This is a genomic window from Streptosporangium amethystogenes, from assembly GCF_000721075.1.
Classification (GTDB): domain Bacteria; phylum Actinomycetota; class Actinomycetes; order Streptosporangiales; family Streptosporangiaceae; genus Streptosporangium; species Streptosporangium amethystogenes.
On the sequence record NZ_JOEQ01000006.1, the window covers coordinates 1 to 19929 of the forward strand.

A 19929-nucleotide genomic window follows, 5' to 3' on the forward strand; every position below is an offset into this window, starting at 1 on the left:
TACGCATCCGCGGCGAGAAGGGCATCCGCTGGGGCGGACGCCCTCTCAAGGCCGCAGCCTGACAAACCCGGCGAACCAATGCGGTCACGGCACTAGCGGAGGTCCTCCCGCTGGAAGACAGCCCCGGAGAGCCCACAAGGTGGGCCGGAGGTCCCCGGGCCGTCCTGTCGAAGGTTGCCGAGGCGACACCCGGTGGCGTTCGGCCAGACTCGTCTGCGACAGGCCGTACCGATCGGGGGACAGATGCACTACCTGACCGCTACCGAGATGCTCGAACTGCTGCGCACCAGGCAGGTCAGCGCGGTCGAGCTGCTCGAGGCGCACCTGCGGCGGATCGAGGAGGTCAACCCGGAGGTCAACGCGATCGTCACACTGACCGCCGAGCGCGCCAGGCGGGAGGCGGAGGAGGCCGACCGGGACCTGGCCCGCGGCCACTGGCGGGGACCGCTGCACGGGCTGCCGGTCGCGCACAAGGACCTGGCCGACACCGCGGGGATCCGCACCACGTACGGCTCGCCGCTCTTCGCCGACCACGTCCCCGACACCGACGCGCCGATCGTGCGGCGGATGCGCGAGGCCGGGGCGATCACGGTCGGCAAGACCAACACCCCGGAGTTCGGCACCGGTTCGCACACCGTGAACGAGATCTTCGGCGCCACCCGCAACCCCTACGATCTGACCTCATCGGCCGGGGGCAGCAGCGGCGGGGCCGCCGCCGCGCTGGCCACCGGCATGGTGGCGCTGGCCGACGGCTCCGACATGGGCGGCTCGCTGCGCAACCCCGCCTCCTTCTGCAACGTGGCGGGGCTGCGGCCCACCCCCGGGCGGGTGCCGGCGCCGTCGGCAGTCGCGGCCTGGTTCACCCTCGGCGTGCCGGGGCCGATGGCCCGTACCGCCGGGGACCTGGCGCTGCTGATGAGCGCGATCGCCGGCTTCGACGCCTCCTCTCCCCTCTCGATCGCCGAGAGCGGCACCGTCTTCGCCGGGCCGCTGGAGGTGGACCTGACCGGGCTGCGCGTGGCCTGGAGCCCGGACCTGGGCGGGCTGCCCGTCGACGCGGAGACCGCCCAGGTCACCGCGGCCGCCCCGGCCGTGCTCGCGGAGCTGGGCGCGCGGGTGGAGCAGGTGGAGCTGGACCTGTCGGACGCCGAGGACGCCTTCCGGATCTACCGGGCGTGGTACTACGCGCTCTGCTACGGCGACCTGCCGCAGGAGCGCCTGGGGGCGAACGTGCGCTGGAACGTCGAGCGGGGCCGCGAGGTGACCGGGGCCGACCTGGCCCGCGCCGAGCGGCTGCGCAGCGGGCTCTACCGGCGGATGGACACCTTCTTCGGCACCTACGACTTCCTGATCGCCCCGGTCAGCCAGGTGCCGCCGTTCCCGGTGGACGCCCCGTACGTCTCGGAGATCAACGGGCAGGCGCTGCCCGACTACCTGGCGTGGATGCGCTCGGCCTACTGGATCAGCGTGCTGCACGCCCCGGCGGCATCGGTGCCGTGCGGGTTCACCTCGCACGGGCTGCCGGTGGGCGTGCAGATCGTCGGGCGCCCCTTCGCCGACATGGCGGTGCTCCGGCTGGCCCACGCCTTCGAGCGCGCCACCGGGCACGGCGCGCGCAGGCCGCCCCGCTGACCGCGACCGCCGCGCCTACCGGCCGTCGATGTCATGCGACGACAGCGGCCCATAGGGGTCGCCCCCGCCGAACGGATGGCGCAGCGGCGAGTCGCGGTAGCCCGCGACGCCCTCCAGGACGAAGAAGGCACCGGCGGCCAGCGTCGGCCACGCGTACAGCACGCCCCGGGCGGTCAGCGCCAGCGGCCCCGGGACCAGCGGCACGGAACCCCCCGAGGCGGCGACGCTCACCGCGCCGAGGTTGGCCGCCTCGCCGACCAGCAGCGCGAGGTGCGCGCCGAGCAGGCCGCCCGCGGCCAGGCCCACCACCACCGGCAGCGGGCGCCCCCCGCGCGACACGCCGTAGCCGATGACCCCGCAGACCAGCCCGAGCACGCCCGTGATGACGGCGAACCAGCCGTCGGCGGCGATCAGCGCCTGCGTGGAGGGATCGGCCAGCAGCGGCCCCTTGCCCGTCACGACGTACGGGGGCCGCGGCGCGGCCAGCGACCACAGGATCCCGGCGGCGGCTCCGGCCAGGGCGAGCACCAGCACGGTGATCACGAAGTCACGCACAGCGCGCACCACGGCTCCCTCACCCTCTGTACAGATGTGCCCGATGTTACCCATCCGCCCGCCCGGCGCCACCCGAGGTCCCGGCCGGACCCCGTTACGCTTACGGGGTGAACGAAGAGGCATGGTTGATCGAACCCTCCGGGCCGCTCCGCGGTGACGTCGAGGTCCGCGGCTCCAAGAACGGCGTCTCCAAGCACATGGTCGCCGCGATGCTGGGCACCGGTGAGAGCACGATCCAGAACGCCCCGGACGTGGGCGAGGTGGGGATCACCGCGCAGATGCTGAGGGCGCTCGGCATCGACGTGGATATCAGCTCCGGAGAGATCACCGTCGCTCCGGGAGAGCAGGTCAACCCGCACGTCCCGGCGGCGTTCACCGGCCTCAACCGGATCCCGATCCTGATGCTGGGCCCGCTGCTGCACCTGGCGGGCGAGGCGTTCGTGCCGCTGGTCGGCGGCGACCCGATCGGCCGCCGGCCCGTCGACTTCCACGTCGAGGCGCTGCGCGCGATGGGCGCCGAGGTCGAGGTGAGCGACACCGGTGTGTACGCCAAGGCCAAACGGCTGCGCGGCACCCGGATCGAACTGCCCTACCCCAGCGTCGGCGCCACCGAGACGATCCTGATGTCCGCGGTGCTGGCCGAGGGCAAGACCGTGCTGAAGGGCGCGGCGATGGAGCCCGAGGTGGTGGAGCTCGCCCTGTTCCTGCAGCGCATGGGCGCGCGCATAGAGCTGAGCCCGGACCGGCGCATCGTGATCGAGGGGGTGGAGCGCCTGCACGGCGCCTCCACCTGGCTCAACGGCGACCGCATCGAGGCGTTCTCCTACCTGGCGGCCGGTCTGATCACCGGCGGCCAGGTACGGGTGCACGGCTGCCCGCAGGACCGGCTGGTCACCGCGATCACCACCCTGGCCAGGATGGGCGCCGAGGTCGACATCACCGACGACTACCTGTCGGCGTCGGCGCCACACGGGCTGCGGGCCGCGGCGGTGCAGACCGACACGCACCCGGGGTTCATGACCGACTGGCAGACGCCCCTGATGGTGCTTTTCACCCAGGCCCAGGGCATGTCGGTGCTGCACGAGACCGTGTTCGAGAACCGCCTGGTCTACGTGCCCGCACTGCAGAAGATGGGCTGCGAGATCGAGGTGTTCGACGTCTGCCTGGGCGGCCCGGCCTGCCGCTACCACGACACCAACGCCAAGCACTCGGCGGTCGTGCGCGGCGTGTCCAGGCTGAGCGGCGCCGACGTGACGCTGCCCGACATCCGGGCCGGGTTCTCCGCCGTGCTGGCCGCGGCCGCCGCGGAGGGCGTCTCCACGCTGCGCGGGGTGCACCACATCGAACGGGGCTACCACCGGCCGTTCGAGCAGTTCGCCTCCCTCGGGCTGAAGATCAGTCGAGAAAAGGTGCAGGACGGGTAAGGATTGGCAACCGGGTGTTTATGGGTGATCATCCGGTTGCACGTTACCTTGCGTGACATCGCACCCGGAGGTGAGACGCGGACCCGGCGCGTGCCTGCGCGTTCTGGCGGCCTGCGGGGTGCTCGGCGGGCTGCTGGCCGCCCTGGCCGCGCTACCGCTGGTCGGCACGGTGGGGGTCACCGTCAACAACGTCACGAGAACCCTGACGGACCTGCCGCCGAGCCCCCGGGAGAACCCGCTCGCCCAGCGCACCGTGCTCCTGGACCGGAACGGCAAGCGGTTCGCCCAGTTCTACACGGAGAATCGGACCGTCGTACGGCTCGACCAGGTCGCCCCCGTCATGCGTGAGGCGATCGTGGCGATCGAGGACTCGCGCTTCTACGAGCACGCGGGCCTGGACGTCAAGGGCACCCTGCGCGCCCTGGTGACCAACACCAAGGCGGGCGGGGTGCGCCAGGGCGGCTCCTCGCTCACCCAGCAGCTCGTGAAGAACATCCTGGTCGAGAACTCCGAGACCGAGACCGAACGCGCCCAGGCCCGCGCGCCCAGCATCCAGCGTAAGATCACCGAGCTGCGGTACGCGCTGGCGATGGAGAAGAAGTACACCAAGGCCGAGATCCTGGAGCGCTACCTCAACATCGCCTATTTCGGCGCGGGAGCCTTCGGGGTGGAGGCCGCCGCCCAGCGGTTCTTCTCGGTCGCGGCCTCCCGGCTGACCCTGGCGCAGGCGGCGACACTGGCCGGTGCGGTCCGCACTCCGTACGCCACGGACCCGTCGCTGGACGCGGCGCGCAGGAAGAGGCTGCGAGAGCGCAGGGACATCGTGCTGGAGCGGATGGCCCAGCTGTCGTACGTCCCCCGGCCTCAGGCGGAGGCCGCCATGAGACGGCCGCTGAACCTTCGGCTGCAGCCGCAGCCCGGCGGCTGTGACGGGAGCGTCTATCCCTACTTCTGCCTGTACGTGCACAGGGAGCTGCTGACCAACCCGGTCTTCGGCCACAGCCGCGCGGAGCGGGAGCGCCGCCTGGCCAGGGGCGGCCTGGTGCTCCGCACCACCCTGGCGCCGAGGGCCCAGCGGGCCGCGGAACGCGCCATCGCCGCGCGCGTCGGCACCAAGGACACCGAGGTCGCCGCCGAGGCCATGATCCAGCCCGGCACCGGGCGGATCCGGGCCATGGCGGCGAGCAAGAAGTACGGCCTCAACCGCGGCAACAAGAACAACGGCCCCCGCACCACCTACAACCTGGTCGCCGACACCGCGCACGGAGGCGGCCAGGGATTCCAGGCGGGGTCGACGTTCAAGGTGTTCACCCTGGCGACCGCGCTCGGCCAGGGCTGGCGGTTCGACCAGGGGTTCATGACACCCGGCAGTTTCGTACCCGACAGCGGTTTCAAGGACTGCCGGGGCCGCAAGGTCAACGACCCCGGCGTGGAGATCTTCAACGCGAGCGGCGAGGGCAAGGGCGGCCCGCAGAGCCTGTCCACCGGCACCTGGAAGTCGGTGAACATCTTCTACATGATGCTGGAGCAGCAGGTGGGCCTGTGCCCGGTCGTCAGGACCGCCAAGGCGATGGGCATCGCCCGCGCCGACGGCGCCCCGCTGCGGGAGGTGCCGACCTTCACCCTGGGGGTGAACGAGATGGACCCGGTGACCGTGGCGGCGGCGTTCGCCGCGTTCGGGGCGCGGGGCCGCTACTGCCGCCCGCTGTCCATCGTCGAGATCGTCGAGCGGAACGGCAGGCACTTCCGCGTCCCGCCCAGCTGCGCGCAGGCGATCGAGCGCGACGTGGCCGACGCGGTCAACTACCTGCTGTCCGGGGTGTTCACCAAGGGCACCATGACCGGTCAGAGCATCGGCCGCCCGGCGGCGGGCAAGACCGGCACCAACAACGGCTACACATCGGCCTGGTTCGCCGGCTACACCCCCGACCTGGCCGCGGCGGTCAGCGTGGGCGACATCCGCGGCTCCTACCGCTACCCGCTGCGCGACGTCGAGATCGGCGGCGAGTACTACGGGGCGGTCCAGGGGGCCTCCCTGCCGGGACCGATCTGGATCTCGTCGATGTCGGCGGCGCTCAGCGAGACGCCGCCGACCGGCTTCCACCGCCCCGACATGGGCCGTTTCGGCGGCGGGTTCACCCCGGGCCTGAAGGAGGCCGAGGAGGCCGAGAAGGCCAGGCGCCGTGACGGCGAGCGCCGCGGCGAGGACGCCCCCGCGGACGAGCCCCGCCGGGCTCGTGGTTTCCCCCAGAACCGCGGCTTCCACCGGAACCGTGGTTTCCGCTGGAACCGCGGCTTCCACCGGGCCGCGGCCTCGGAGGAGCACGATGAGGAGAGAGGAGGCGGCCTGCCGCCCGGCGACGCGTGGTAGAGCAGGCCCAGGTCGTCGTGGTCACCGGACCACGACCGGGGACGACGCCCCTCTCACCAGCGGCGCCGGAGCACCGGATCCGTCGGCGGGGACCGACCAGACGTCCGGGCCCTTGGCGTACATCACGGTGCGCCCGTCGAGCCACGCCACCTGGTCGTCAACGCTCGTGGTCTCGGCCAGCGGCGTCTCCCGCATTGTCGACAGCTCCAGCATGTGGAGCCGCCACATCCGGCGCGGGTCGGCGGAGACCCGCTTCTTGAACACCAGCCGGGTCCCGTCGGGAGACAGCGACGGGCACTCGGCGTTCTCCCTGAGCGCCCGCACCCGCCAGTTGGCGTAGTCGCCCTCGACGAGATAGGTCTTCCCGCCGGTGGCGAGGGTCGCGTAGAACCGGTTGTCGTCGGCGGCGAAGGTCACCCCCCAGTAGTTCACGTCGACCGCGTGGTGACGGCGGCCGTTCAGGGTCAGCGGGATGTCCTCCATGTTGGTGACGGCGTAGCCGGTGCGGGTGTCGAGGATCCCCGTCCAGGTGGAGAAGCCGCCCTCGTTGTAGGAGTCGCCGGTGACGAACACGGTCCACGACGCCATCCGGCCACTCTGCGACATCCCTGCCCGGTTCGGAATCCCGGCCAGCCTGATCCGCCGGGTCTCCCGCATGGAGCGGTCGAGGATCACCGCGTCCGTGCTGACCAGCGCCCCGGGCTTGGCGACCAGGCAGATCGAGGTGCCACCCGCCGTGGAGAACCGGCTACAGACCGGACCCGCGGCGGCGGGGAGGGCCGCGGTGTCGCCGAGCGGCACCCCGGCGACCTGGCCGGTGGCCGTACGGAACATCAGCCGCCCGGGACGGAGGACTCCGCCGTCCGCCGCCGCCACCGGCACCGGGACGGGGTCGCGGCGCGTGGCCCAGGCCGCGTAGCCGGCCGCCGTGCCGCCGAGGACGGCCACTGCGGCGAGCAGCACCGGCAGGCGCCGGATCGGGTTCATGACCGCCTCCCCACCCGGGGTGGCGACACCAGGATCGACGTCACATGTACCTCCTCATCGCGAACCAGGCGCCGAGCACACAGGCCGCCAGACCGGCCGCCATGACGGCCAGTCCCTGGGTGCTTCCGTACATCGTCCAGACGGCGCCGAACAGGACGGACGACAGCAACCGGGTCGTCGCCTGACCGGTCTGGAGCAGGGCCAGGCCGCTCGTGCGCAGATGCTCGGGGAGCATCGGCCCGGCCACGGCCATCAGCACGCCGTCGGTCGCGGCGTAGAAGGTCCCGTGCAGGACCAGCACCGCGACGAGCCACCCCGGTCCGAGCAGTACGAGGTAGGCGGCGACCAGGGCGACGTGCCCGGCCAGGAAGACCGGCGCCCGGCCCAGCCGGTCCGCGAGCCGCCCGACGGGCACGGCCAGCAGCAGGTAGACGGCGGCCGTGCCGATCGACAACAGCGGGAAGTAGACCGCGTCGATCCCGCCGCGCCTCTGCAGCAGCAGGTAGACGAACGCGTCGCCGACGGTGACCAGGCCGAGGACCGCGGCCACCACGCACACCCGCCGGAACGCCGCGTCGCGCAGCAGCCCCAGCGCGGCGCGCGACGAGGTGGCCGGGCGCGGGACGGACAGCGGGGTACGCCGGTCACGGACGTACATGACCAGCAGCAGCACGCCGAGCACGGCCACGCAGAAGCTGACCACGAACACCGCGTCGTAGGCCCCGCCGGTGCCCGTCAGGACGGCGAACGCCACCAGCGGGCCAAGCAGCGCGCCGACGGTGTCCATGGCCCGGTGCACGCCGAACGCCTGACCGAGTTCGCCGGCCGGGGCGCTCAGCGAGATCAGCGCGTCACGCGGAGCCGTGCGCAGTCCCTTGCCGATCCTGTCGACGGCGATCACCGCGCCCAGCGCCACGACCGAGCCGCCCGCCGCCGGCAGGGCCGGCTTGCAGAGCGCGGACAGCCCGTATCCGATCCCGGCGATGAGTTTGCGCCGCTGCCACCGGTCGGCGAGGTTGCCCCCGGCGAGGCGGACCAGCGCCGTCACGCCGAAGGAGAGCCCGTCGAGCAGGCCGAACTGCAGCGGGCTGAGACCGAGGGAGAGCGTCAGGTAGAGCGGCAGCACGGCCGTGACCATCTCCGAGGAGATGTCGGTGACCAGGCTGACCGCCCCGAGCGCGAACACGTTCCCGGGAACCGCCCAGGAGAGCCGGGGCCGCGGAACTGCTCCGTCCGCGGCCCGGCTTGCCGAGACGTACATCTAGTGGCAGGCGTAGCTGGGGCCGGTGTCCTTGACCGAACCGTCGACACCGATCAACTGCCAGGAGAACGCGGCGGGGGCGAAGGTCATCTTGAGTACGCCGTAGACGTCCGCCAGCCGCTTCTGGCTGTTGGGCTGGACGTTCGTGATCCCGTACGGTGAGGCGCCGCCCATGCCTCCGAGGATCTCCACCATGCCCTTGGGGTCGGCCTGGGCGTCGGGGTTCTGCGGGGCGAACCGTTCGTAGTGGTGGTCGTGGCCGTTGAGCACCAGGTCAGCGCCGGCGGCATAGAGGATCTTCCAGACCGGCTTGCCGACCGGGTCGTTGCCGTGCTCGCCGGAGCTGAACAGCGGGTGGTGCCAGTAGGCGGCGATGCAGCCCTTGGTGTTCGCGGCCAGATCGGCCTTGAGCCAGTTGATCTGGGCCGTCTGGTCGAAGTAGTTGGAGTCAAGGGCGATGAAGTGCCAGTTGCCCCGGTCGTAGCTGTAGTAGGTCTTGCCCTGCGGGGTGGCGATGGAGCCGAAGTAGCCCTTGTATCCCGCGTAGGTTCCGGCCGGGTCGTAGGTCTCGTGGTTGCCGGCGACGGGGCGCGTCTTGCTCTTGAACCTGCCCCACGTCTTGTCGTAGTAGTTCTGGAAGTCCGAGAGCCGGGCGTCGTCGTACTGGTTGTCGCCCATGGTGATGACGAACTCGGGGTTCATCGCCTGGACCTGTGCCGCCGTCTTGGGGTGGGCGCAGGAGCTGGAGCTCGCGGTGCACTGGGCGGCGATGTCACCGGCTGCCGCGACGACGAAGGTGTCGCCCGGGGACACGGTCGGGGTGGGACTGGGCGTGGAGGTGCCGCCGCCGAACACCTGGAACTCGTACAGGGAGTAGCCGTAGGAGGTGCCCCTGGCGGTGCCGTACATCCGGACGTAGCGCCCGGAGCCCGACAGGCCGGTCAGGTCGTCCTGGCCGCCGTCACCGCTGCTCGTGGAGTAGACGGTGGTCCAGTTCGCGGCGTCGTCGGAGACCTGGATCGCGTACGCCTTGCCGTAGGCGGCCTCCCAGAACAGCGTGACCCGGGAGATCGGGGAGGTCACGCCCAGGTCGACGCGGATCCACTGGGGATCGCTGCCCTCCAGGGAGGCCCAGCGAGTCGAGGTGAGGTTGCCGTCGACCGCCTTGCCCGAGCTGTAGGAGGAGCCCTCCTTGGACGAGGAGGAGGCGGGCCTGCCCTGCGACAGCAGGGTCTCGGCGGCTTCGGCGCGGCCGACGGCGACCAGGACACCGGCGAGGAGGACGGTGACCGCCGAGAGGATGAGAAGGAGGCGGGGGGCGGGGTGAGGCATGCTTGATGACACGTGCTTGTCTCCTGTGGGGGGCTAGAGACGATGATCACGGCGCCCGTCGCGGCGCCGTGCACAACGCGGCCGGGGCAGCACGATCCCTCGCTGAGCGCGTCACGTCCCCTCCGGGACGCCGCGCCAAGCCACTCTCCGGCATGGTGACAAGCCGTCGGGGAGACTGTCAATGGAAGTTAGGAAAGTTTCCTAACCTGAAACCTCGCGTACTGGAAAAGCACACGTCGCCGATGGGCAACGGCGTTCCCGCCTCCGGATGGATCACCGTGCATCCGGAGGCGGCGTGCCACGGAGGCGACTCGGCGCCCGCTCTCACGCCCCCAGGCAGGCGGGGCCGAGCAGCTGCTTCAAATCGCCCATCAGGGCCGGGGACGGCGAGACCCGCAGCCGGTCGTCGAGGCGCATGATGGTGGTCTTGGGGCCGTTGTGCACCTGCAGGTGCACCTCGGTGGTGCCCGGATGTGCCGTCAGCACCTCCTTGAGACGGCCGACCACCGGCGGGGTGCAGCGAGTCAGGGCGAGGCTGACCGCCAGGGGGCCACCGGCCTCACGGGTCAGGTCCGGAGCCGTCACCTCCATGGCGATGATCTTTCCGACGTCCTCGCGCTTGTCCAGGCGGCCCTTGACGAAGACGATGGCGTCCTCGGCGAGCACGGTCGCGCAGAGCTGGTACGCCGAGGGGAAGATCATCACCTCGATGGCACCTTCCAGGTCCTCCAGCTGGGTCAGCACCCAGGTGTCGCCCTTCTTGGTGACCTTGCGCTGCACCCCGCTCAGGATGCCGCCGACGGTGACGACCTGGCCGTCGGGACGGTGCTCGTCCTGGAGCGAGGCGATCGAGCAGTCGGCTCCGGAGGCGAGGATGTGCTCCACGCCGAAGAGCGGATGGTCGGAGACGTACAGGCCGAGCATCTCCCGCTCGAACTGCAGCAGTGTGTTCTTGTCCCACTCGCCCACCGGGATCTGCACGTCGAAGGTCTGGTCCTCGGCGCCCTCGACGGCGCCGAACAGGGAGTCCTGCCCCTGGGCCTCGTTCTTCTTGATGCCGATGATGCTGTCGACCGCCTGCTCGTGGACCATCACCAGGCCCTTGCGCACGTGCCCGAACGAGTCGAAGGCACCGGCCTTGATCAGCGACTCGATGACCCGCTTGTTACAGACGACCATGGGGACCTTGCGCAGGAAGTCCTTGAAGTCGGCGAAGCGGCTCTTCTCCTTGCGCGCGGCGATGATCCCGTCGACCACGTTGCCGCCGACGTTGCGGATGGCCGACAGGCCGAACCGGACGTCGGTGCCGCGCGGCGTGAAGTCGAAGTCGGAGTCGTTGACGTCCGGCGGCAGCACCTTGATGCCCATCCGGCGGCACTCGTTGAGATAGAGGGCCGACTTGTCCTTGTCGTCCTTGACCGAGGTCAGCAGCCCGGCCATGTACTCGGCCGGATAGTTGGCCTTGAGGTAGGCGGTCCAGTAGGAGACCAGGCCGTAGGCGGCGCTGTGCGCCTTGTTGAAGGCGTAGTCGGAGAAGGGCAGCAGGATGTCCCAGAGCGTCTTGATCGCGGCCGCGGAGTAGCCGTTGTCCTTCATGCCCTGCTCGAACGACTCGAACTGCTTGTCCAGCTCCGACTTCTTCTTCTTGCCCATCGCGCGGCGCAACAGGTCGGCCTTGCCGAGTGAGAACCCGGCGACCTTCTGCGCGATGGCCATGACCTGCTCCTGATAGACGATCAGGCCGTACGTGGTGCCGAGGATCTCCTGCAGCGACTCCTCGAACTCCGGGTGGATCGGGACGATATCCTGCTGGCCGTTCTTGCGCAGCGCGTAGTTGGTGTGCGAGTTGGCGCCCATCGGGCCGGGCCGGTAGAGCGCGCCGACGGCGGAGATGTCCTCGAAGTTGTCGGGCTTCATCAGCCGCAGCAGCGACCGCATGCCGCCGCCGTCCAGCTGGAACACCCCCAGGGTGTCGCCCCGGCCGAGCAGTTCGTAGGTCTTGCGATCGTCCAGCGGCAGCTTGAGCAGGTCGATCCGCTCACCGGTGTTGGCCTCGATCATCTTCAGGCAGTCGTCGATGATCGTGAGGTTGCGCAGGCCCAGGAAGTCCATCTTCAGCAGGCCGAGCGTCTCGCAGGTCGGGTAGTCGAACTGCGTGATGATCACACCGTCGGAGTCCCGGCGCATGATCGGGATGTAGTCGGTCAGCACCTCCGCCGACATGATGACCCCGGCGGCGTGCACACCGGTCTGCCGGATCAGGCCCTCCAGGCCCCTGCCGAGGTCCATCGCCGACTTGACGTCGACGTCCTCCTCGTACAGCCTGCGCAGCTCGCCGGCCTCGTTGTAGCGCGGATGATCCTTGTCGAAGATGCCGGAGAGCGGGATGTCCTTGCCCATCACCGCGGGCGGGAACGCCTTGGAGACCTTGTCGCCCAGCGCGTACGGATGGCCCAGGACGCGAGCCGCGTCCTTGATGGCAGCCTTCGCCTTGATGGTGCCGAAGGTGGCGATCATGGCGACCTTGTCGGCCCCGTACTTCTCCGTCACGTACCGGATCACGTCGCCGCGCCTGCGCTCGTCGAAGTCGATGTCGACGTCGGGCATGGAGACGCGGTCGGGGTTGAGGAACCGCTCGAAGATCAGTCCGTGCGGCAGCGGGTCGAGGTCGGTGATGCCCAGCGCGTACGCGGCCAGCGAGCCGGCGGCCGAGCCACGGCCGGGGCCGACCCGGATGCCGTTGTTCTTGGCCCACATGATGAAGTCCGCGACCACGAGGAAGTAGGAGGGGAACCCCATCTGCAGGATGACGCCCATCTCGAACTCGATCTGCGTGCGGTGCTCCTCGTCGACGCCCTCGGGGAAGCGCCACTCCATGCCCCGCCAGATCTCCTTGCGGAACCAGCTCTCCTCACTCTCCCCCTCGGGCAGGGGGAAGGTCGGCATCAGGTTCTTGAAACCGAACATGCCGCTCGGGTCGACCTTCTCGGCGACCAGCAGGGTGTTGCGGCAGCCCTCGGCCCACAGGTCCGAGGAGTCGACCGCGCGCATCTCGTCGGCGTTCTTGATGTAGTAGCCGCTGCCGTCGAAGCGGAAGCGGTCGGGGTCGGACAGCTGCTTGCCGGTCTGGATGCACAGCAGCGCGTCGTGGGAGGTCGCGTCCGACTCGTAGGTGTAGTGGGAGTCGTTGGTCACCAGCGGCGGGATGTCCAGCTCACGCGAGATACGGGTCAGGCCGTCCCGGACCCTGCGCTCGATGTCGAGCCCGTGATCCATGATCTCCAGGTAGTAGTTCTCCTTGCCGAACAGCTCCTGGAACCTGGCCGCCGCCGCGACCGCCTCGTCGTACTGCCCCAGGCGCAGGCGGGTCTGCACCTCACCCGACGGGCAGCCGGTGGTGGCCATCAGCCCCTCGGCGTGCTCGGCGAGGATCTCCGCGTCCATCCGCGCCCACTTACGGACGAAACCCTCGGTGTAGGCGCGCGAGGAGAGCTTCATCAGGTTGCCCAGACCCTTGGCGTTCTTCGCCCAGATGGTCATGTGGGTGTAGTAGCCACCCGCCGAGACGTCGTCGCGCTTCTGGTGCGGCTCACCCCACAGCACCGGCTTCTTCTGGTGCCGGGAGGCCGGGGCGACGTAGGCCTCGATGCCGATGATCGGCTTGATCCCCGCCCCGGTCGCCTGCTTGTAGAAGTCGTAGGCCCCGTGCATGTTGCCGTGGTCGGTGATCGCGATGGCGGGCATGCCCAGGTCGCCGACCTGCTTGAACATTTGCTTCAAACGGGCGGCTCCATCCAACATGGAGTACTCCGTGTGAACGTGCAGATGCACAAACGAGTCTGACATGCGGCCCCGTCCTCCCCTAGTCGCACCGTCGGCGGGGAAAGCGTATCCAAATCCGGGTTCCCAAAGTGACCCGTGTGCTCCGGGTCGTCTCTCCCTCTCAGTCTCGCTCGGCGGGCTCAGTCTCGCTCGGCGGACGCCGAGCGGCGTTCCTCGGCGAGGTGCAGGCCCGCCTCGATGACGGCGTTCATGATGGGGGCGAGCCGGGCCTCGCCCAGAGCGGGGGCGCGGCGGGCCATCTCGGCGACCACCTGGCGCTCGCGGGCGGCGTCGCGACCGGCGAAGCCGCCGACGGGCTTGAGGCGCTGGATGGTTCCGGCGAGTTCGGCGCGGCGTTCCAGCAGGACGGCGAGGGCGGCGTCGACGCGGTCGATGGCGTCGCGGGCGGCGGACACCGAGTCGGGGACCTCCCTGCGGGTGACGGCACCGACGATCCTGGTGGCCTCCCGCGCGGCCAGCGCGTCCTGCTCGGTGACGCCGGGATCCAGCAGGAGGCCGTCGGCACCGGCGGCGATCGCGGCGGCGGCCAGCGCGGGGTCCGTACCGAGGTCGGCCAGGACGGGGCGGCCCGACCTCGTCCGCGCGGCGCGCATCAGGGCGAGGTCGAAGGTACCGCCGCCCGGGTGGGCGCGGTCGCTCTCGCAGAGCATGATCTGGTCGTTGCCCTCCGCCACGCAGTGGCCGGCGACCGCCAGCCACTCCTCCAGCGTCGCGGAGGAGGCTCGCTGGACGAGCACCGGCAGGCCGAGCCTGGCCGCGGCGCGCACCAGCTCCGAATCCCGCATCCAGGCCGCGCCGACCACCACGCCGTCCGCGCTTTCGGCGATCACCCGCAGGTCTCCCGCCGAGGACGGTTCCACCAGGAGCGGCCCCGCCCCCTCGGCGCGGGCCGCCACCACGGACTCGGCGGCGGGGACCTCACCGCGCTGGTCCCGCAGGCTGATCCAGCGGGCGTCCGCACCGGAGCCGCCTATCACCACGGCCGGTCCGGCACCCACCGTGAGCGCGCCCAGCCCTACCGCTGCGCGTTCCAGATGTGCGGTGGTCGACATGAGGCTCCCCCATGCTCGGCCGGCGCGCGTCCCGCGAGCCGGCGGCCGTTCGGAAAGAGGTGTTCGAAATGAAAAAAGGCAGAGACCTCGCGTCTCCGCCCGGTGCCGGCTCCGGCTGGTCGCCAGGCCCTGCCCCTCGGGGTCCCTCGGATCTCCCGCCCACCGCTCTCCCGCCACCGCTGCCGGGCGGCGTCCCGCCGCGTTGCCGTCGGTCACCGCGGCTCACCACTCCGCCTTGCGAGGCGCCGCCCGACCGCCCCTCGCCACGGTAAGATCCGCAGGACAGAGGGCTAGATCACGCTGTCACGACCGGCCTCTCCGGGGCCGGGCCGGTAAACGCGAAACAACAGGTCATAGGCCCAATCTTAGGTCATCTACCGGACACCCGCCACGCACTGGACAGCGCATCTCAGGATATGGACTTTTCTCCGGCGAGTGAGTCGATCACTTTACTGGGCTATGAGAGTATTCGGGGGTTCCGAAGGAGGTAAGCCGGTTGATGGCCGAAGCACAGCCCGAGGGGCGCCGTATCGCCTCCCGTTACCACCTGCTCGAAGCCATCGGCCGGGGTGGCATGGGCATCGTGTGGCGGGCCCATGACGAGCTTCTGGACCGCGAGGTCGCGATCAAGGAGGTCCGCTACGCCGACATGCTCGGCGAGGACAACCAGGAGGACTTCAACCGGCGTACCAAGCGCGAGGCACGTGCCGCCGGGCGTCTGACCCACCCGAACGTGGTGGTCGTCCACGACGTCGTCGAGGAGGACGGGCGTCCCTGGATCGTCATGCAGCTGGTGGAGTCGCGCTCCCTCGGCAAGGTGCTGAGACAGGACGGGCCGCTGCCGCCGCAGCGGGTGGCGGAGATCGGCCTGCAGGTGCTGGAGGCGCTGGGCGCCGCCCACGCCCAGGGAGTGCTGCACCGTGACGTCAAGCCGGAGAACGTACTGCTGGCCGACGACGGCCGGGTGGTGCTGACCGACTTCGGCATCGCGACGCTCGAAGCCGAGACCGCGCTGACCATGACCGGTATCGCCGGCACCCCCGCGTTCATCCCTCCCGAACGGATCAAGGGCGGCGCCGCGCAGCGCGAGTCGGACCTGTGGTCGCTCGGCGCGACCCTGTACGCCGCCGTCGAGGGCAAGCCCCCGCACGACCGGGGTGGTGCGCTGCCGACCATGCACGCCGTCCTGAACGACGAGCCCGAGCCCCCGGTCCACGCCGGGCCGCTGGCCCCGATCCTGGAGGGGTTGCTCCGCAAGGACCCGGCGCTGCGCATGCCCTACAAGGAGGCGGAGCGGCTGCTGCGCAGGGTGGCCGAGGGGACGGGCAACCGTGACCGGCCCGCCAGGACCGCCGTCATGCCCGCCGTGAGCCCGGCGGCCGACACCGATCCCGGAGCCCGTTTCCAGGTCGGCGCCCTCCCCGAGACGGGCGCGAAGCTGGACTCCGTACCCGCCGAGCCCAGGGACGAGGTGGCGCCCGCGCGGGGCGAGAAACCGTCGAAGGCCGCCCTGAAGCCGCCCGCCGGAGACGTACGGCAGGGACCGGACGCCGGAGCGAAGGCGAAGACCGCGAAGAGCGGCGCCAAGGCCACCCCCGGCGCCGGGAGCGGTCCCGCTCCGGAGGCCGCGGACGACTCCGAGGCGAACCGGCCCACCAGCAGGACACCCTCCGGCGCCAAGGCCGCCGGAGCTGCGGCGGCCGGGGCGGCGCGGGCCCCGGAGGTGAAGCCCGCCGCCGCGCCCCCTGCCACGCCTCCGCCGGCCGCCCCCGAGGAGAGACCCGCGGCGAGCCGCGAGAGCGCCCCTCCCGCCGCGGCCGAGCAGGGGTTCGCCCGCCGGAGGCCCGTCCCCGTCTCGCGGCCCAACCCCTTCCCGCCGGTGGGCCGCGAGCCCTCGCCCAGGGCGGCGCCCGCGAGCGAGCCCGCACCCGCCCAGTGGCGAGAGCCCACGGCCGCCTCCTACGCCGACCATGACTACCAGGAGGCCACGCTGACCTCGCAGAGGCGCGGCGGCTCCCGGCTGAAGCGGGGGCTGCTGGTGCTGCTGCCCGCGCTGCTGGTGGTCGGCGGGGTCGCCGGCTGGCTCGGCATGCGCAGCCGCGAGAGCGAGGAGGCCGCGCGGGCCGGCTCGGGGGAGCCGGGCACCTCCGGCGCGCCGAGCGTCCCGAGCGACGGCGCCAAGACGACCCCGCAGGGCTCATCCGAGCCGCCATCCTCTCCCCCGCCCAGCCCGAGCCCCACCAAGACCGAGAAGAAGTCCGCCCTTCCCTCCGGCTGGCGGATGCACAAGGACTCCAACGGCTTCTCGATCGGCCTGCCCAAGGGGTGGAGCGTGGACAAACGGCCCGGCCAGCAGGTGTGGTTCCGCGGCCCCGACCGGAGCAGCTTCGTCTTCGTCGAGTACGTCGACCGCGCGGGCCCCGATCCCAAGCGGGACTGGGAGAACCAGGAGGGCTACAGCCGCGGCAACTTCCCCGGCTACAAGCGGATCAAGATCGAGAAGGTCGACTACATGGTGAAGGCCGCCGACTGGGAGTTCACCTGGCAGATGAGTTCGGGCAAGGCCCGGGTGCTCAACCGGGGGTTCGTCACCAAGGGCGGCCGGGGGTACGCCATCTACTGGCACACCCTGGCCAAGGACTGGAAGAAGAACCTGCACCTCTTCGAGGGGTTCGCCGCGACCTTCTCCTCGAAAAAGTAGGGCGGATCCCCACCGGCTACGATTCGTGAGGCTGGGAGGGAGGCGGGGGAGATGACGGAGCGAAAGGTGGCGGGCCGCTACCGGTTGCTCGAACACATCGGCGAGGGCGGCATGGGCATCGTCTGGCGAGCCCATGACGAGCTCCTCGACCGGGTCGTGGCCGTCAAGGAGGTCCGTCATCGGGGGGCCGACGAGGCCGCCCGCGCCGACCTGAACCGGCGCACGATCCGCGAGGCCAGGACCGCCGGGCGTCTCGACCACCCATCCGTGATCATCGTGCACGACGTGGTCGAGGAGGAGGGGCGTCCCTGGATCGTCATGCAGCTGGTCAGGTCCCGGTCGCTGGGGGAGATCGTCCGCGCCCACGGTCCCCTCCCGCCCGAGCGGGTGGCCTCGGTGGGACTGCACGTGCTGGGCGCGCTGCGGGCCGCGCACGCCGCGGGGGTGCTGCACCGCGACGTCAAACCGGAGAACGTGCTGCTGGCCGACGACGGCCGGGTGGTGCTGACCGACTTCGGCATCGCCTCCATGACGCAGGAGACCGGTATCACCCGCACCGGCGGGATGGTCGGCACCCCGGCGTTCCTGCCCCCCGAGCGGCTGCACGGGCTGCCCGCCACTCCCGAGTCGGACCTGTGGTCGCTCGGAGCGACGCTGTACGCGGCGGTCGAGGGCCGACCCCCGTTCGAGCGGCCCACGGCCGCCGCCACCATGATGGCCGTCCTGCACGGCGAGCCGAGCCCCATGACCCACCCGGGTCCCCTGGCGATGGCGATCCTCGGCCTGATGGCCAGGGATCCGGCCGCCCGGATGGCGCCCGACCAGGCCGAGGCCCTGCTCAACCGCGCCTCCTCCGGTCCCGCGTCCTCACAGGGCTCCTCGGGACCCCTCTCAGGGCCCCTCCCAGGGCCCCTCTCGGGATGGGAGCCGTATCCCGGACAGCAGTCGCGGCGCTCCCCCGAAGCTCACCCCAACCCGCCGCACGCCGACCCGTCGTACGCGGGACAGCCGCACCCGGACGCGGCGCGGAGCGGGTGGCAGCCGGGTTACCGAAACCCCTCGGGCGCCTCCGAGCAGCCCCCGTACCCACCCGCGCACACCCGCCTCGAGGACTCTCCGTACGCGGCCGGACACACGCGTCCCGAGCAGCGCTCCCAGCCCCCGGCCGCCTATCGTGCCGAGCACACGCATCCCGACCAGGGGGCGTACGGCCACGAACACCCACATCCGGGGTCCTGGCCGACGCGGGAACAGCCCACCGGCACCGGAGGCGAGCCCGCGCGACGGACCGGAGCGGGGCGGCTGGCGCTCCTGGCCGGGATCCCGGTGCTCGTGGTGGCGGTCGGGATCGGCGGGTGGCTGGTCGTGCGGGCCCAGAACACCACGGCCGACACCGGTCCCGGCCTGCCGACGGCCACCGCCCCGATCACCGGCAGCGCCCCGCCCGAAACGCCCCAGGTCCCCACCCCGACGGCGACCCCGCGTCCGAGCCGGACGGTTCCCATGGGCTGGCGGTGGCACCGCGACCCGATGGGCTTCTCCGTCGCGGTGCCCAAGGGCTGGACGTTCAAGCGCTTCCCCGGCCGTGACCGGGTGGAGTTCCGCGCCCCCGGGGCGAGCGGTTTCCTGTGGATCGAGTCGACGGACGACCCGGAGAAGGACCCGGTCAAGCACTGGGAGAAGGTGGAGCGGGCCGGGACGGCCGACAACGTCTGGCCGGGCTACGAGCGGATCGGCATCACCTCGCTGAGATACCGGGGAGTGCCCGCCGCCGACTGGGAGTTCACCTACCTCAAGAACGGGGTACGCACGCACGTCCTGGACCGGGGCTTCCGCACCCTCGCCGACCGGCCGTACGCGATCTACTGGGAGAGCCCGGAGTCGGAGTGGGATCGCTCCCTCTTCGACGACTTCACCAGGACCTTCCGCTCATGAGCGCGCCGGAGAGGGCGCGCTTCTGGCGCAGCCCGGGACTGCCCGGGGTGGAACTGCTCAAGGCCAGATACGTGACCCACCGCTTCACTCTGCACGCGCACGAAAGCTACGCGATCGCGCTGGTCCTTTCCGGGGTGGAGGAGTTCGACTATCGGGGCGCCCGCCACCGCGTGGGCGCGGGCAGCCTGAGCACGCTCAACCCCCAGGAGGTGCACGACGGCTGCGCGGGCGTCCCCGAGGGATGGAGCTACCGGGTTCTCTACCCGTCCGTCGAGTTCGTCTCCGGGATCGCCGCCGAGGTGCTGACCGGGCGCGGCACCCCCTGCTTCCCCGAGACCGTCACCTACCACCGGCCCACCGTCGAGCTGCTGCGGGCCGCGCACCAGGCCGCGGAGCACGGCGACGACCTCGCCTCCTCGACGCTGGCCCGCACCGCCTTCGCCGCCCTGCTCCGGCGGCACGCCGCCCGCTCTCCTACGGAGGTGCGCTCCTGCGACCAGGACCCGGCGGTGCGGCGCGCCAGGGAGATCCTGCACGAGCGGATGGTCGACCCGCCCACGATCGAGGACCTGGCACGGGCTGTCGGCGCCAGGCCGTTCGCGCTGATCCGGGCCTTCAAGGCGGCCACCGGGCTGCCCCCGCACGCCTACCTGAACACGTTGCGGATCATGCGTGCCCGGCGGCTCCTCCAGGCGGGCACGCCTCCCGCACGGGTCGCCGGGGACGTGGGGTTCACCGACCAGGCCCACCTGAGCAGGCACTTCAAACGGATGGTGGGCGTTCCCCCCGCCGCGTACCAGCGTGCAGGAACGTACAAGACCGGACGTTAAAAACAG

General features: G+C 71.2%; 12 protein-coding genes. 6 read left to right on the forward strand and 6 right to left on the reverse strand.

Annotated elements, in window-relative coordinates:
* The first annotated feature begins 192 nt into the window (after positions 1-192).
* Complete coding sequence (locus IG98_RS0111395; protein ID WP_245651505.1) at positions 193-1632, forward strand: amidase; 1440 nt, start codon at positions 193-195, stop codon at positions 1630-1632.
* 15 nt (positions 1633-1647) lie between these two features.
* On the opposite strand, the gene IG98_RS0111400 is transcribed toward IG98_RS0111395, so the two are convergent.
* Positions 1648-2196, reverse strand: coding sequence for a hypothetical protein (locus IG98_RS0111400; RefSeq protein ID WP_030909751.1), 549 nt, complete (start codon positions 2194-2196; stop codon positions 1648-1650).
* Positions 2197-2294: 98 nt separating this feature from the next.
* On the opposite strand from IG98_RS0111400, the gene murA reads away from it, so the two are divergent.
* Both murA and IG98_RS0111410 read left to right on the forward strand, forming a co-directional pair.
* Complete coding sequence (gene murA / locus IG98_RS0111405; RefSeq protein ID WP_030909753.1) at positions 2295-3611, forward strand: UDP-N-acetylglucosamine 1-carboxyvinyltransferase; 1317 nt, start codon at positions 2295-2297, stop codon at positions 3609-3611.
* A gap of 52 nt (positions 3612-3663) precedes the next feature.
* Positions 3664-5982 (forward strand): transglycosylase domain-containing protein, encoded by a 2319-nt coding sequence (locus IG98_RS0111410; RefSeq protein WP_084195296.1) that lies wholly within the window; start codon positions 3664-3666, stop codon positions 5980-5982.
* A 21-nt stretch (positions 5983-6003) separates the two neighbouring features.
* Here the strand turns inward: IG98_RS0111410 and IG98_RS0111415 are convergent, their stop codons facing one another.
* The 5 genes from IG98_RS0111415 to IG98_RS54600 all read right to left on the reverse strand — a co-directional run bounded on the left by IG98_RS0111415 (position 6004) and on the right by IG98_RS54600 (position 14457).
* Entirely contained in the window at positions 6004-6969 is a 966-nt protein-coding gene (locus tag IG98_RS0111415; protein WP_030909759.1) for a TolB-like translocation protein, read from the reverse strand.
* Positions 6970-7009: 40 nt separating this feature from the next.
* The gene (locus IG98_RS0111420; protein ID WP_245651506.1) at positions 7010-8155 is read right to left on the reverse strand and encodes an MFS transporter; all 1146 of its coding nucleotides are present in this window, start codon (positions 8153-8155) and stop codon (positions 7010-7012) included.
* Between the two features lie 75 nt (positions 8156-8230).
* Complete coding sequence (locus tag IG98_RS0111425; RefSeq protein ID WP_245651507.1) at positions 8231-9574, reverse strand: discoidin domain-containing protein; 1344 nt, start codon at positions 9572-9574, stop codon at positions 8231-8233.
* A gap of 312 nt (positions 9575-9886) precedes the next feature.
* Positions 9887-13408: a DNA polymerase III subunit alpha gene (gene dnaE / locus IG98_RS0111430; RefSeq protein WP_030909769.1), complete on the reverse strand. Its 3522-nt coding sequence runs from the start codon at positions 13406-13408 to the stop codon at positions 9887-9889.
* A 116-nt stretch (positions 13409-13524) separates the two neighbouring features.
* The gene (locus IG98_RS54600) at positions 13525-14457 is read right to left on the reverse strand and encodes a chorismate mutase (RefSeq protein WP_030909772.1); all 933 of its coding nucleotides are present in this window, start codon (positions 14455-14457) and stop codon (positions 13525-13527) included.
* Positions 14458-14956: 499 nt separating this feature from the next.
* Between IG98_RS54600 and IG98_RS0111440 the strand changes: the two genes are divergently transcribed.
* Genes IG98_RS0111440 through IG98_RS0111450 form a run of 3 tightly spaced genes read left to right on the forward strand, consistent with a single transcriptional unit; the run spans position 14957 to position 19923 of the window.
* Positions 14957-17158, forward strand: coding sequence for a serine/threonine-protein kinase (locus IG98_RS0111440; protein ID WP_030909775.1), 2202 nt, complete (start codon positions 14957-14959; stop codon positions 17156-17158).
* 51 nt (positions 17159-17209) lie between these two features.
* The gene (locus IG98_RS0111445; protein WP_030909780.1) at positions 17210-19093 is read left to right on the forward strand and encodes a serine/threonine-protein kinase; all 1884 of its coding nucleotides are present in this window, start codon (positions 17210-17212) and stop codon (positions 19091-19093) included.
* Positions 19090-19923 carry an AraC family transcriptional regulator gene (locus tag IG98_RS0111450; protein WP_030909784.1) on the forward strand — a complete coding sequence of 278 codons (834 nt, stop codon included), beginning with the start codon at positions 19090-19092 and terminating at the stop codon, positions 19921-19923. The genes IG98_RS0111445 and IG98_RS0111450 overlap by 4 nt, the downstream gene beginning before the upstream one ends.
* The last annotated feature ends 6 nt before the right edge of the window (positions 19924-19929 follow it).

Bases quoted from the DNA above. Each gene is read 5' to 3' on its own strand.
- IG98_RS0111415 (WP_030909759.1), bottom strand. From the start codon at position 6,969: ATGAACCCGATCCGGCGCCTGCCGGTGCTGCTCGCCGCAGTGGCCGTC.
- dnaE (WP_030909769.1), bottom strand. From the start codon at position 13,408: ATGTCAGACTCGTTTGTGCATCTGCACGTTCACACGGAGTACTCCATG.
- IG98_RS54600 (WP_030909772.1), bottom strand. From the start codon at position 14,457: ATGTCGACCACCGCACATCTGGAACGCGCAGCGGTAGGGCTGGGCGCG.
- IG98_RS0111440 (WP_030909775.1), top strand. From the start codon at position 14,957: ATGGCCGAAGCACAGCCCGAGGGGCGCCGTATCGCCTCCCGTTACCAC.
- IG98_RS0111445 (WP_030909780.1), top strand. From the start codon at position 17,210: ATGACGGAGCGAAAGGTGGCGGGCCGCTACCGGTTGCTCGAACACATC.
- IG98_RS0111450 (WP_030909784.1), top strand. From the start codon at position 19,090: ATGAGCGCGCCGGAGAGGGCGCGCTTCTGGCGCAGCCCGGGACTGCCC.